Annotated in this window: 14 protein-coding genes and 1 pseudogene; 3 read left to right on the top strand and 12 right to left on the bottom strand. The window is 42.8% G+C overall.

The window, feature by feature from the left end:
• Nucleotides 1-11: 11 nt before the first annotated feature.
• The 4 genes from NYE20_RS03470 to gutB all read right to left on the bottom strand — a co-directional run bounded on the left by NYE20_RS03470 (nucleotide 12) and on the right by gutB (nucleotide 4474).
• Nucleotides 12-695: a PspA/IM30 family protein gene (locus NYE20_RS03470; RefSeq protein WP_128740077.1), complete on the bottom strand. Its 684-nt coding sequence runs from the start codon at nucleotides 693-695 to the stop codon at nucleotides 12-14.
• A gap of 195 nt (nucleotides 696-890) precedes the next feature.
• Complete coding sequence (locus NYE20_RS03465) at nucleotides 891-1853, bottom strand: carbohydrate kinase (protein ID WP_032726742.1); 963 nt, start codon at nucleotides 1851-1853, stop codon at nucleotides 891-893.
• Between the two features lie 94 nt (nucleotides 1854-1947).
• Nucleotides 1948-3339 carry an MFS transporter gene (locus tag NYE20_RS03460; RefSeq protein WP_128740076.1) on the bottom strand — a complete coding sequence of 464 codons (1392 nt, stop codon included), beginning with the start codon at nucleotides 3337-3339 and terminating at the stop codon, nucleotides 1948-1950.
• 73 nt (nucleotides 3340-3412) lie between these two features.
• A complete protein-coding gene (gene gutB / locus NYE20_RS03455; protein WP_015715423.1) occupies nucleotides 3413-4474 on the bottom strand; it encodes a sorbitol dehydrogenase in 1062 nt (353 codons plus the stop codon).
• 201 nt (nucleotides 4475-4675) lie between these two features.
• Between gutB and gutR the strand changes: the two genes are divergently transcribed.
• Entirely contained in the window at nucleotides 4676-7165 is a 2490-nt protein-coding gene (gene gutR, locus NYE20_RS03450; RefSeq protein WP_128740075.1) for a glucitol operon transcriptional regulator GutR, read from the top strand.
• Nucleotides 7166-7248: 83 nt separating this feature from the next.
• Here the strand turns inward: gutR and NYE20_RS03445 are convergent, their stop codons facing one another.
• From NYE20_RS03445 to groES, 4 genes and pseudogenes are all read right to left on the bottom strand, one after another.
• Nucleotides 7249-7872 carry a YqiA/YcfP family alpha/beta fold hydrolase gene (locus NYE20_RS03445; RefSeq protein WP_250622376.1) on the bottom strand — a complete coding sequence of 208 codons (624 nt, stop codon included), beginning with the start codon at nucleotides 7870-7872 and terminating at the stop codon, nucleotides 7249-7251.
• Nucleotides 7873-8082: 210 nt separating this feature from the next.
• Nucleotides 8083-8363 (bottom strand): annotated as a pseudogene (locus tag NYE20_RS03440) (abhydrolase domain-containing 18); the annotation flags it as partial.
• Nucleotides 8364-8901: 538 nt separating this feature from the next.
• Complete coding sequence (groL, locus tag NYE20_RS03435; protein ID WP_003234067.1) at nucleotides 8902-10533, bottom strand: chaperonin GroEL; 1632 nt, start codon at nucleotides 10531-10533, stop codon at nucleotides 8902-8904.
• Nucleotides 10534-10579: 46 nt separating this feature from the next.
• Nucleotides 10580-10864 (bottom strand): co-chaperone GroES, encoded by a 285-nt coding sequence (groES, locus tag NYE20_RS03430; RefSeq protein WP_003155970.1) that lies wholly within the window; start codon nucleotides 10862-10864, stop codon nucleotides 10580-10582.
• 238 nt (nucleotides 10865-11102) lie between these two features.
• Between groES and NYE20_RS03425 the strand changes: the two genes are divergently transcribed.
• A complete protein-coding gene (locus tag NYE20_RS03425) occupies nucleotides 11103-11837 on the top strand; it encodes a type II CAAX endopeptidase family protein (RefSeq protein WP_015252679.1) in 735 nt (244 codons plus the stop codon).
• Nucleotides 11834-12025: a YdiK family protein gene (locus NYE20_RS03420; protein ID WP_003225680.1), complete on the top strand. Its 192-nt coding sequence runs from the start codon at nucleotides 11834-11836 to the stop codon at nucleotides 12023-12025. Before NYE20_RS03425 ends, NYE20_RS03420 begins: the two co-directional genes overlap by 4 nt.
• Nucleotides 12026-12062: 37 nt before the next feature.
• On the opposite strand, the gene tatC is transcribed toward NYE20_RS03420, so the two are convergent.
• From tatC to moaC, 4 genes are read right to left on the bottom strand one after another with little or no spacing between them, the layout of a single operon-like run.
• On the bottom strand, nucleotides 12063-12827 hold the full coding sequence (tatC, locus tag NYE20_RS03415; protein WP_072174264.1) for a twin-arginine translocase subunit TatC: 765 nt from the start codon (nucleotides 12825-12827) through the stop codon (nucleotides 12063-12065).
• 6 nt (nucleotides 12828-12833) lie between these two features.
• Nucleotides 12834-13007, bottom strand: coding sequence for a sec-independent protein translocase protein TatAY (gene tatAY / locus NYE20_RS03410; RefSeq protein ID WP_003234072.1), 174 nt, complete (start codon nucleotides 13005-13007; stop codon nucleotides 12834-12836).
• 21 nt (nucleotides 13008-13028) lie between these two features.
• The gene (locus tag NYE20_RS03405; protein WP_003234073.1) at nucleotides 13029-13676 is read right to left on the bottom strand and encodes a redox-sensing transcriptional repressor Rex; all 648 of its coding nucleotides are present in this window, start codon (nucleotides 13674-13676) and stop codon (nucleotides 13029-13031) included.
• Nucleotides 13673-14185: a cyclic pyranopterin monophosphate synthase MoaC gene (moaC, locus tag NYE20_RS03400; protein ID WP_003243499.1), complete on the bottom strand. Its 513-nt coding sequence runs from the start codon at nucleotides 14183-14185 to the stop codon at nucleotides 13673-13675. The genes NYE20_RS03405 and moaC overlap by 4 nt, the downstream gene beginning before the upstream one ends.
• Nucleotides 14186-14216: the final 31 nt, after the last annotated feature.

The raw sequence follows: 14216 nt of genomic DNA, 5'->3' as shown, positions 1-14216 counted from the left end.
CCTCCTATGTATTACTTATCGAGCATCATTTTCGCTTTTAACGCTGCAAGTTCATCATCAATCTGGCTTGAACCGCCAGTGTCATACTTTGCAGTCAGATCAGCCATCTCATCCTGCGGAGCGCTGTTCAGTTCAGCCATTGCATTGGCCTGATCAAGTGCCTTATTTACTTTGTCCTCCATTCGGCCGAATGCAGACATTGATTGGCTTGTACTTGAAACAGAAGCGCCCAGTTTGTTCATTCTTTCTTGCGTTTTCGCTACTGCCCACTTCGCCTTGATCATATTTTTACGTGCTTCCAGCTCTCCAATGTCAGATACCAATTTGTCATGCATCTTTCTCATCTGTGCGGCATTGGTTGCAGCAATTTGATTCGCCGCCTGCAGCTCAGAAAGCTTTGACTCCAAAGATGTTTTTCTTTCAAGAAATTTTCTCGCATCGCTCTCATTCCCGGCTTGCAGCGCCTTCATTGCATAGCTTTCCATCTTTTCCATATCCGCCTGGCATTCGTGATATTCTCTTTTTGCTCTCTGCTCCTCGGCCATAACAGCTGCTGTTTCTGCCTTAACCTTAGCCAAATCGCTATTCATATTTCTTAAATATTGATCTACCATTTTCTCCGGATTTTCAGCCTTGTCCAATAAAGCATTGATATTCGCAGACATAATATCTTTAAATCTTCCAATTATACTCATTATATCGTTCCTCCTAAAGCTAATTCGGTAACCCTTGTTACATATACTATCTATTATCGTTAAAAGTTTCACTTTTTTAATAAAAAATGACATATCAAACGAAAAATATACAACTTTTTACCCGAACAAAAATGTAAGCAATAAAAAAAGATGCCTCCAAAAGTCCAAAGACTTTCAAGAAACATCTTCAATGATTTACAAAGAAACTTCGATCTCATCCAAGCTCGGCAGTGCATCAATCGCTCCAATTTTAGTACACACAAGAGCTCCAACCTTATTGGCAAACGCCACAATCTCACGCAGTTTCACAAAATCAGCATCTACAGATTGAATCTGATCCGTATTTGCCAATTGATATAAAGCCGCACCGACAAAAGCATCTCCCGCCCCTGTTGAGTCAATTGATGTCACAGGAATGCTTGGAATGATTTCACGGTCTTTTCCATTGGAAAGAAGCGTTCCGCTTTTCCCAAGTGTCACAGCGACAATGTTGGCTCCGATCTCATGAAGGATCGCAACTCCCTTTTCATGATCCTTCACACCGCTTATAATCTCAAGCTCCTCGTCACTGACTTTCACAAAATCACTTACAGCGATCGCTTTTTTCGCAACACTTACAAACTCTGAGACTCTTCCCCTCCATAAATCTTCACGGTAGTTAGGGTCAAACGAAATAAACTGTCCATTGTCTTTCGCAATCGACATCAGCCGTAAATAGGCTGAGCAAAACGGATCCGATAACAGTGCCGTCGCAGAGCCGAAATGAAGAATTTTCGCTTCGTTTAGTTTTTCCTGGTCAATATCCTCCAGCGTAAACAAAGCGTCCGCGCCTCTATTAAAAACAAAGTCACGCTCTCCATTTTGTTTTAATGAAACAAAAGCAAGCGTTGTAGGCGCTTTCTCATCCATCACCAGCATAGAGGTATCGACATGTACAGCGTCCAATGTTTGCTTCAGAAAATACCCAAACGGATCCTTTCCTACTTTTCCGCTGAAAGCGGCGTCTCCGCCCAGCTTGGCAATCGCTGCTGACACATTCGCCGGTGCACCCCCGGCACTTTTCAGGAATTGGCGCCCTTCCATTAAATCAACGTCAACATCGGTACAAAAGAAATCAATCAACAATTCCCCAATACAAACTACAGAATGACTACGCATATTATCACACTCATTTATAAAGTCTAGATTACAGTCTCAGTATATTACTTTCTGCCATAAATACAACATTGAATATTAAAAATTTTACATATATTTATCTCGCAGACCTTTGCTCCAGCTCAGAGATGATGTGTTTATATCTTTTTTCCGTTAAAGGATAGAAGGCGATAAGAATAATAGAAAGCAAAATGAAAAATCCCGGAATCAAAGCATTCATATTTTTAATCGCATTCAATGACGCAACTGTCTGGTCTGTATTCGCCACATACCCGGCGATTCCTAAGTAAATGGCCGAAAATGACCCGGCTAACGCAACACCCAGCTTATTAATAAAGCTCATGCTCGAAATCACAACACCATCCGCGCGAACTCCGGTTTTCCATTCCGCATAATCGACGCAATCAGCCACCATTCCCCAAGCAAGCGTATTTAAAGGCGTTGTGAAAAATCCCGAAACGAAAAGCCAAATGAAAATGAGTGGAATGGAAGAATACGGCGTAAAATGCAGGCCGGAATAAGAAATAAGCGATAGAGCTGCCGTGATGATCATGACTTGTTTTCTGCCCCACTTCTCAGAAAAGAAAGGAATAAACAAATTGCTGATCAGCGCTGCTCCGAAAAATAAAACGGTGCCCATAAATACGAACTCTTTATGGTTGACGTTATACGTAAAATAATACACCATCGTGCTGAGCTTAATATTAAACCCGATCGCAAAAGCCAAAAATGATGAAATTAACATAAGCAAGGGTTTGTTTCGGAATAAAACGGATAACGTCTTTTTGATCCCTTGTTTTTTTCTCTTTTTAGGCTGAATTCGCTCCCGTACAGTAAAGAAACTAAATAGATTCAAAACGATGCTGACAGCCGCATAGATGAGCGCCGTCATCTGAAATCCAAACGCCTGATCCTCTCCTCCGATAGCAGTTGCAAGCGGTGTCGCACAGGAAATGGATAAAAGAATGCCGATATACACCAAAATCATCCGGGTTGTGGTCAGAACCGTTCGTTCCTCCACCGAATTCGTCATCCGCCCCGTTAAGCTGTTCACCGGGATCGTTTGCATACTAAAGGACATCCCAAGCAGAATATAAGTGACATACGCATATACCATATTTCCGGTCTCACCAAAATGAGGCGTCGTGAAACATAAGAATGTGAATAGCGCAAAAGGAAATGCCACCCACAGCAAATATGGTCTTGCTTTTCCCCACCTTGTATTCGTTTTATCTAAAATCAATCCCATGATCGGGTCAAAAATAGCATCCAGCACACGCACAACAAGAAACAAAGTTGCGATCACCGCAGGCTGAATGCCGCCGACGTCTGTATAATAAAATAATAAGTATGCGTTTACAAACTGAAAGATAATATTATACGACATATCGCCGAATCCATAACCGATTCGTTCAAACCAGGACAGTCCGGTACTGGATTTTGACTGATGCTTCACTTTCATTGCCGTTACTTTTTCTGTTTCAATCATCATTTCCCACCCCAAGAATCCGTTTTCATTTCCAGTAAACAAGAGGGAGAATACGAAGATCCTCCCTGTTCACTCAGCGATTTGGATACACCATCACTTTTAAACATTCATTCTTAAATTGAAGCGCCCGCTCCATCGCATCTTGCGTCTGCTCCAGCGAATATTGGTCCGTTACTAGATGCTTCGTGTCCACAATGCCTGAAGCAAGAAATTCGATTCCCTTTGGATACGTATTGGCATAACGGAAGATCCCGTAAATATCAATCTCATTATCCGCAATAAACGGTACGTTGAGCGGAATCTCGTTCTGTGAAGGCAAACCGACAATCGCCAATTTTCCGCCCCGGCGCACAGAAGCCAGTGCGGATTGCAATGCCGCTGGATTCCCTGCTGTTTCCCAAGCAACATCAACGCCTCTATCATTCGTGATCGTTTTAATCTCTTCAAGTGCATCCTGTTCACGTATATTAATAATGTGAGTCGCTCCCATTTTTTTCGCAGCTTCTAACCGCAGCGGCTCTAAGTCGGTAACAATGATTGTGCCTGCCCCAAATGCTTTAGCTGCGGCAACAGCCATTAACCCAACAGGGCCCATCCCCATAATCGCAATCGTTGATCCGGGCTGTAGCTTCGTTCTGGCCGCCGCATGGATGCCGACAGAAAACGGCTCGATCAAAGCAGCATCTTCATAAGAAAGTGAGTCTGGGATTAAAAAAACAAAGTCCTGACGCATTTTAATATATTGGACAAACGCGCCGTCTACCGGCGGTGTAGCCAAAAACTGTACATCCGGGCAAAGATTATAGCGCCCTTCTTTGCACGCTTCACAGCGTCCGCACGTAACACCCGGTTCTACAGCGACGCGGTCTCCCACCTTGAATTGATCGACAGATGATCCGACAGCGGCAATTTCACCCGCACATTCATGCCCAAGGATAAATGGTTTTTCCACAACATAGTTGCCGATTCGGCCATTTGTATAGTAATGCAGATCAGATCCGCAAATTCCGACAGCCATCACCTTAATCAACACTTCATCATGATTGATATCAGGCACAGGCAATGTTTCAATTTTGATCTCTCTTGTGTTGTGCATAACAGCCGCTTTCATGTTTTGAGGTACTGTGTGAGTCATTTGGCAAGTTCCTTTCTTTAGAAAATAAAATGTAAGTGCATACATTTTTGTTTTCTCTGTTACTGCCCCCATTTTATCTGCTTTTCAACACGTTCAACAGCCTTTCCTGCTGTATAAAAGGACAGCGGCACTGTACTTTTATTTTTTCATATACAAAAAACGCTGGATTGATAAAATAGTACTAATAGGAGGTGCAGGCTTATGGCTGAACTTGAAAACCGAAAAAAATTTGCACAACTGCTGGCACCTGGCGTCAAAACGCTAAAACTTCATCCTGATTATAAAGTCAGAAGGAAAAAGAACGAAAAAACAGGACAGTCTTACATAGATAAAATCGCACTCCAGCTGGGAGTCTCCCCAAACACGATCAAAAGCTGGATCGGACAGATGGGGGCAAACTACATTCCCGGAAGAATCGACGACGGAAAACTGTTCGGAATGATCTGGATCATTCTCGAAAAGACCGACTTGGATATCGAGTGGTTGACCGACTTGCTGGAAGCCACCACTATCCCAGTCATCAAACCCGCATTGCCTGTATGGGCAGCATCCTGTTTGAAAAAAGCGAAAATACTGCGAAAAGACGGATTATTCGGGGCTCCGAGTGAAGGCGAAATTGAAAATGTAGTAAAACGGCTGTTTCATGACAGACCCGGCCATGAAACGAATGCGCTTACAGAACAGCCTATCACTCATAATTTACCCTCACGCTGGTCCGGACGCTTTATCGGACGCAGCTTTGATATGGAAGCGATACGGCAATGGATGCTTTCTCCGTCACCAGTCTGTTTAATCACCGGCTGGGCTGGTATGGGTAAAACCACAATCGCTCTTGAAGCCGCCTATTCCTGTGTCGACGATACTTCAGATTGGCCCGCATTCAACAGCATCATCTGGGTCAGCGCTGACTGGAAAGGATTGAGCTTTAGCGATTTTTTAAATACGATCGCCTATCAGCTCGGGCGCACAGAACAAATCGATAAATCAATCAATGAAAAACGGTTCGTCGTCCGCAATGCGTTAGCTAATTACACTAGAGAAAAACCGATCCTGCTGATCGTTGACAGCATTGATACTGCAGAACGTGACATTCATGAATTTATCACCAGCCTTCCGCAAGGCGTGAAAGTTCTCCTCACAGCGCGGGAAAACGTAAAGCAAACCTATCGGGAAAGCTTCGGAGAAATGACAGCTATTCAGCTGAGCGGCCTTGACCAAACAGATGCCTTGGATTTTTTTCAGCAAGAAGTGCACCGATGCTTACAAACATGCAACATTCAAAATAAACGGGAAAAGCTGGAGCAGCTGTTACATCTATCATCTGACCTGAAAAACGAATTCATTTCAGCGACTGCCGGAAACCCGAAAGCCATGGCACTCAGCATCGCCTATATGTCAGACGATGACATCCCCGCTCAGCAGCTGATTCATGAGCTTGGAAAAGCAGGCTACTCACTGCTGGAATTGTTTGAATTCCTCTTTGGCCGCACCTGGGATAGATGCAATGAAGATACGCGAAAGCTATGGCAGACGCTTTGCTTTTTCAGCAAGCCGCCTGATGAAAAAAGCCTGGCGGCAGCAGCCGGATTAGACGCCCGCCGTTTTCATTACGCTATGGAACAAATGCGGTCATATGCGCTGATTCAGCCGGAACGAAGCGAAGGAAGGACACAATACTTAGCGCACCAAACCGTTGTCGCTTACGGAGAACGGCACTTGTCCGAACAGCACGAATATGAAAAAGAAGCCCGCAATCGCTGGGCTTACTATTATATTGATTATGCTGAAACCCATTTAAAGCGGGAACAGCCAAACTCTATCTATTGGAGCTACCTGCTGGGACGGAATTTAGATCAAATGAAACAAGATTGGCCAAACATCTTAAAGGTCATCCAATGGGCAAGCGACACCGATCAAAAAGAAATCCTAATCGAACTCATCACCCGAATTAGCCATTTTCTAAGCAGAATCAACCTTCCCCTGCGAATCGAATACGGACGTAAAGCGGCCGACGCCGCCCATCAATTAGGCCAACACACACGAGAAGCGTTCTTCCGAATCGACACCTCAGGCTGGGCATTGATGGAAGTCAATGATTTAGACGGAGCGCTTCAGCAAATAGAAGCCGGGCTGAAGATTCTTGAACAATCAGACGCTCACGATGCCTATGATCTAAAGGTTTGGGGACACGCACTCAAAGCAAGGCTTTTTTTAAAAGACGGGCAACAGGAAATAGCAGAGACCATTTTAAACGAAATCGAAAATCAACCGATTTCCCCTACCATTCAACACAGAGTTCTATTGGTTCGCGGTGACTTAAGCTTTGCGAGAGGTCATCATGAAGAAGCCATTCAATTATACGAAGCGGCAAATGAAATCAGCTCCACGTACGGCGGCGAAAAAACGATAGAAGCCTATTTCAATCTGGGTGTCGCTTACGTGAAATGTGGTCAATTTGAGAAAGCGGAAGAAGCCTTTGAGCAAATGCTCTATGACAAACATAACGCCAATCAGGTTGAGTTGATCTATTATTTTTACGGGATGGCGCAGCTGTTGAACCGTAAAGGAGAGAAAACGAAAGCGATGGAAGCTAATCAGAGAGCGATTCGTTTGATTGATTCGTGGGAGCCTGCGATTGGGATTCGGAGAGAGGTGGAACTTTTGGCAAGGGTGACTAAAGAAAACGAGTAGTACGTAGTTCTGTCAGCACTCTCACTCAATAAATAGGAAAGGCCAACTGAAGTTGCAGTTGGCCTTTCCTTTCTTATTAAGGGCTACAAATGTACTGAACCAGGTTTTCCCGTATTTATCCTTTCTCTTATAAAGGAAAGCGTATCATTTGCCAGCTTTTTGCGACAAAGAACAATACCGGAATGACCACAATTGTAGACATATCTTGTGGGTTTCCCCCAACTTTCCCATAAATAATCTGCTTCTTTCAAGTCAATATACTGATCATGTTTAGCAGAAATCAGCAGAATGTTATCTTTATTAACTTTCGGCAAGGCTTGACTAGGATCTGTGATATTCCAATATTTTGTTAAATCTTCATAGGTCACACCATTTTGTTCTAATTCTTCTCTTATGAATTTACCTGGGATCGTGTACCATATTGAATAAGAAAGGCGATTGGCATAAAAGATTGATACCATTACATCAATTTGAGATTCTAGGGTAGCAATTAGATTAGTGACCCATCCTCCTAAGCTTACCCCCACTATGATAACAGGGCCTTTTTTATTTGCTTTTATCCAGTGAATTAATGCCCGTAAATCGACAATGGCCTGTCTTGTCGACTCAATTGTACGATCAATATTTGCACTAATCATCAACTCGCCACTATACAGTGAATTTTCCGGTTCTCTTTCAAAATGGTATGGAAGAGAATAATAATACATATTCCAGCCTAAATCGTTCATTATACGTTTATGAAATATTTTTTTGATTCTATCGAACGAATCCATGCGCCAGCCGTGTACAAAGATGACATTGGGTTGATCTATATCATTTTTATTTAAAAAAACCTCCCCTTTTAAAGTATCATTAACAGGATTCCCAGTTTGAATTAAGGATTCATAACAAAATGTTCCAACCCTATAATTTTTTTTAGATTCATTCAAGTCAATTGAAACATCAGCTATATTTGCACTGTAAAATTCCTCTCTATCATCGATATCGGGTGCAATAGCAGCAGAAAAATGTTTATCTTTGCTTCTTTTTCTGTGTAAATCATATAAAGCCAAGCGATCTATCATTTCTGAAAAATGCACTATTAAGTCCTCCTTGGTAATCATAAAAAACTAATATTAGATTTAATAATTGGAATGTCGGTCTCCATAGAGTAGGGATCAATATTATCAAGATGTTGGTGGAAGAACCTAACTACTTCGCCAGTGAATTTACATACATCGTCTTAGTAGCTAAAAAGCAGCACAAATAGACATTTTAATAGGATTTCTTTTTACAATGTTTTCCTTGGGGAAACGTCTAAGAGTGTTGGTGACACTATTTATTTAGATAACTGGGGCTTTTTTATCTTATGAGAGGATACCATCTCCTGTCTGCAATAGGGAGAGAAGTAACAGAGGATTTGCACGAATAATTTTTAAACCCTTTTTATAATCATAACAGAAATGCAGTTTACTGAAGTTACAGTAAGCCGTTTGTTAAAGGTAAACAGGAATCTGAGCCTGTGGAATTTTGTATTTTGGTCAATTGAATAGTTCATATCGGGATTATCAAAACTATTGAAAATCGATATAGAACAGTGCTGAAAAAATCAAACTACGAAAGACAGAAAAAAGAAGCTTCTCACAAGTTCGGTGAACTCATGAGAAGCCTCGAAATTTACAAATGGCATCAAAAGGGCATCAAAAATGACGTCCATTGCCGACAAACCTTTGTAAATCAAGGTTTTTTTGTCGGTTTTACATCATGCCGCCCATACCGCCCATGCCGCCCATGTCAGGCATTCCGCCGCCAGCGTTTTCTTCTGGCTTGTCAGCGACAACGGCTTCAGTTGTTAAGAACATTGCAGCTACAGACGCAGCGTTTTGAAGAGCTGAGCGTGTAACTTTCGTTGGGTCAACGATACCTTTTTCGATCATGTTTACCCATTCGCCAGTTGCAGCGTTGAAGCCTACGCCGATTTCTTCGTTTTTGAGGCGCTCAACGATGACAGATCCTTCAAGACCAGCGTTATGTGCGATTTGACGGATTGGCTCTTCAAGCGCGCGAAGCACGATGTTGATACCTGTTTGAGCATCGCCTTCAGCTTCAACTGCAGCGACTTTGTTATATACGTTTACAAGCGCTGTACCACCACCGGATACGATGCCTTCTTCAACAGCTGCGCGAGTTGAGTTCAGGGCGTCTTCGATGCGAAGTTTACGCTCTTTCAGTTCAGTTTCAGTCGCAGCGCCGACTTTGATGACAGCTACGCCGCCAGCAAGTTTAGCAAGACGCTCTTGTAATTTTTCTCTGTCGAATTCAGAAGTTGTTTCTTCCACTTGAGCGCGGATTTGAGTCACGCGGGCAGAAATTTTGTCTGTTTCGCCAGCGCCTTCAACGATTGTTGTGTTTTCTTTAGTAACGACAACTTTAGAAGCGCGTCCCAATTGAGCGATTTGAGTAGATTTCAGGTCAAGGCCAAGATCTTCTGTGATGACTTCTCCGCCAGTAAGGACAGCGATGTCTTCAAGCATTGCTTTACGGCGGTCACCGAAGCCAGGAGCTTTAACAGCAACTGCGTTGAATGTGCCGCGAAGTTTGTTCACAACAAGTGTTGCAAGTGCTTCGCCTTCAACGTCTTCTGCGATCAAAAGCAATGGTTTGCCTTGCTGAACAACCTGCTCAAGCACAGGAAGGATTTCTTGAATGTTTGTGATTTTTTTGTCTGTGATTAAGATGTAAGGATTGTCAAGAACCGCTTCCATCTTATCAGAGTCAGTTACCATGTAAGGAGACGCATATCCGCGGTCGAATTGCATACCTTCAACAACTTCAAGCTCAGTTGTGAAGCCTTTAGACTCTTCGATTGTGATAACGCCGTCGTTTCCTACGCGCTCCATTGCTTCAGCGATAAGGCTTCCGACTTCCTCGTCAGCAGCAGAGATCGCAGCAACCTGAGCGATAGACTCTTTGCCTTCGATTGGCTTAGAAATTTCTTTTAAGTTTTCGATCGCAACCGCTACAGCTTGTTCCATCCCTTTACGCACGCCTACAGGGTTAGCGCCTGCTGTTACGTTTTTAAGGCCTTCACGGATCATTGCTTGCGCAAGAACTGTTGCAGTTGTTGTACCGTCACCGGCAACGTCGTTTGTTTTGCTGGCTACTTCAGCAACAAGCTTAGCACCCATGTTTTCAAAAGCGTCTTCTAGCTCGATTTCTTTAGCGATTGTTACACCGTCATTTGTGATTAACGGAGAACCGAATTTTTTCTCTAGAACCACGTTGCGTCCTTTTGGTCCTAAAGTTACTTTAACAGCATCAGCAAGTGCATCGACACCGCGAAGCATTGCGCGGCGAGCTTCTTCACTAAACTTAATTTCTTTTGCCATGTTTACAAGACCTCCTCAAATGTTTTAAATATTGTTTATTTAAGAATTAGCCAATAACAGCTAAAATGTCGCTTTCACGTAAGATTAAGTATTCAGTACCTTCGTATTTCACTTCAGTACCTGCGTATTTTGAGAAGATAATGCGGTCGCCCTCTTTTACTTCTAAAGCAACGCGCTCTCCGCTTTCTAACACGCGACCTGAACCAGCTGCCACGATTTTGCCTTCTTGCGGTTTTTCTTTTGCAGAATCCGGCAACACAATTCCGCTGGCAGTTTTTTCTTCAGATTCTACGAGTTCAATGACAACGCGATCACCTAATGGCTTTAACAATGTAATAACCTCCTCAATAGTATGAATATGTAATTTTAGCACTCAGCACTAAAGAGTGCTAACACAATTCTTATAATAAAGAATCTCCCTTCCAATTTCAAGTGATAAGATAAAAATTTTTTCACGCTTACATCATTCTTTTCCGCTCCCTTTTCCGTTAGCTTTTTCACCCCCGTACCGATTATGTTACAATAGCTGTAGATGAACGAAACCCACTTAACAAAGGAGTACAGACCATTTGAGAAAACAGTATTGGTTTATTATTTTGACATATATCATCATGCAGTTTTCCGCATTAATCGCGATTCCCTTGTTATTTAAATTCGGTTATGCCGGAGGACAGCCTACAGATGAAAATATGCTGCATGCACAAGGATTATGGTCCGTTATCAGCTTTATCGCCTGTCTCGTTGTTGTTCTGCTCATTCTGAGAACCGTTCCGAAAGAAACGCTGCGAAACGGACAGAAGGACTCAATCGGACTTTCTATCCTTTGGGCGATAGCCGGTTTTTTCATTGCCCTTTTCTCTCAAGGAATAGCAGGCTCTATTGAATATTATGTTTTTGGCATCGGAAGAGAATCAGAAAATACACAAGCGATTCTGGATGTCATTCAGGCAGTCCCGCTCATGATTATCGTTTCTTCCATCGTCGGGCCTATATTAGAAGAAATCATCTTCAGAAAAATCATTTTCGGCACGCTGTACGAAAAAACGAATTTCTTTTTCGCAGGACTGATCAGCTCGGTTATCTTCGGTATTGTTCACGCTGATTTGAAGCATCTCCTTCTATATACAGCAATGGGCTTTACCTTTGCCTTTTTATATGCGAGAACAAAACGGATATGGGTGCCGATTTTCGCCCATTTAATGATGAATACATTCGTCGTCATCATGCAGCTTGAGCCTGTTCGGAATTACCTTGAACAGCAGAGCACACAAATGCAATTGATTATTGGAGGATTATTTTTATGAGAAACCCGGTAGTTTGGGGAATGATCTACTTTGCCGTAGGGTGCATCTTTACTTATCTTGCCGCAAGCTCGCCAGGCAGCATGTGGTCATTTTACTCCATCCTGCTGATGGTGTTCGCCGCTTACAACATCAGCATTTCTTTTAAGATGTTCGCCTTTTCATTTAAAATCAAAAAGAACCAGAAATAAAGAAAATCCATTTCTCGCATGAGAAATGGATTTTTTATTATTGCCCAGAAGACACGTCCCGATCGGCTGCACTGCTTTTCTGTGCTTTCCGATAAGCGGCCTTCGATATAAGGATACTGATTTCATATAAAATCAAAAGCGGGACTGTGACCATCATATGGGACAGAAGCTCAGGCGGTGTAATCAGGGCTGCGATCACCAGCAGCGTAAAATACGCATACTTTCTGATTTTCGCCAAGAACATCGGTGTCACAATTCCGAGCCTTGTCAAAAACATGAGGATGACCGGCATTTGGAACAGCAGTCCAAACGGAATCGTCAGCTGCAGAAGAAAATGAAAATATTCATTAATTCCGATCACCTGATTGACATTCAAGTCCTGAGAAATTCGCTTCATAAAATCAACAACAAAAGGAAATAAAATATAATATGAAAAAGATAAGCCCGCTAAAAACAGCAAAATAGAGATCGGAATGTAGCTGAGCGTTACTTTGCGCTCTTTCTCATAGAGGCCCGGGCTCACAAAAGCCCAAAGCTGATAAAGAATAACCGGCGAGGTCAAGACTATGCCGATGATAAATGCAAATTGCATAAACACATAAAGCGGGTCTGTCAGGTTAAACGCGTTAAGCGTAAGCTGCTTCGCTTCATCTGTTTCTTGCAGGTACACAATAATCGGCTTTGCTAAAAAAAATCCAGCAATAAAGAAAACGACAAACGCCAGCGCTACAATCAGCAACCGTTTTCGAAGCTCAGCAATATGCTCCAGCAGCGACATTTGATTCACTTTCATTCGTGTCATCCTAACTTACTGATCTTCTTTCTTTTTTTCCTCTTCATCACTCGTTAATCCTTTAGTAGCGTTTTTGAATTCACGAAGTGTGTCTCCCGCTGCTTTCCCCAATTCAGGCAGCTTTTTGGGACCGAAGATAATCAGAGCAACGATTGCGATAACAGCAAGGCTTCCAGGACCGATCGGCATATTTGGGCTCCTCCTTTCCCTCTATTCGATTTCCTCTAAAACTGAATAATGCTTCAAAAAATAAACCAGTGACTGAAGCTCAACTGCTAAATCTATATGATGAATTCGAATGTGTTCCGGCACATTCAAACGGGCCGGCGTAAAATTAAGGATTCCCTTGATTCCTAATGCGACCAATCTGTCTGTAATGGATTGAGCGGCAACTGCTGGCACTGTAAGAATGGCAACTGATTCATCTTTTACGTGTTGTTCAAGGTCATCAAGGTTATAGACGGGCACGCCGCCTACCTCAGTTCCTATTTTACTCTCATTTATATCAAAAGCCATAGAAATTTTTGTGTTATTATTTTTTGTGAAATTATAGTGAAGAAATGCCGTTCCCAAGTTCCCGACACCAATCAAGATGACGTCTGTCATCTCATCCTGATCAAGCGTTTTTCGGAAAAAAGACAGCAAATAATCCACATTATATCCGTATCCTTTTTTGCCAAGAGCTCCAAAATAGGAAAAATCCCTCCGAATCGTGGCAGAATCAACCTTTACGGCATCACTGAGTTCAGCGGATGATACACGCTGTTTTCCTGACGCATGCAGATTCTTTAAAAAGCGATAGTAAAGCGGCAGCCGTTTCGCCGTCGCCTGCGGAATTTTTGATTGATCCTTATTCATTTTTGGTCCTCCAAATTATACTCGGATAGTTCTCTTTTAAAGTCACCGTTTTTCCCGCCTGTCTTCTCCAGCAAGAAAGTAGGGCCGATGACCATCCCCTTATCAAGGGCCTTGCACATATCGTAAACGGTAAGAGCGCACACCGATGCAGAAGTGAGCGCTTCCATTTCCACACCTGTACTCCCTTTCGTTTTGACCTGTGCTTTTATATGAAGTATAACTTCTGCTTCTTTTATTTTCCAGTCAAACGATATATCTACCCCGCTCAGTGAAAGGGGGTGGCACATCGGAATGATATTCGACGTTTGCTTTGCGGCCATAATGCCTGCCACCTGTGCGACAGCCAGTACATCTCCTTTGCCGATATCGTGACTTTGTATTTTCTCGTACACTTCATTCTTCATGTGTACGCTTGAAACAGCCGCCGCAGTACGGACAGTCGAAGATTTTTCGCTGATATCCACCATCTGGGCTCTGCCCTGTTCATTAAAATGAGAAAATCCATTCATATTAAAACGCTCCTTAAACAGATCATACACT

The organism is Bacillus sp. FSL R5-0416, from assembly GCF_037975425.1.
GTDB lineage: Bacteria > Bacillota > Bacilli > Bacillales > Bacillaceae > Bacillus > Bacillus subtilis.
This window is presented reverse-complemented; position numbering and strand designations above follow the sequence as displayed.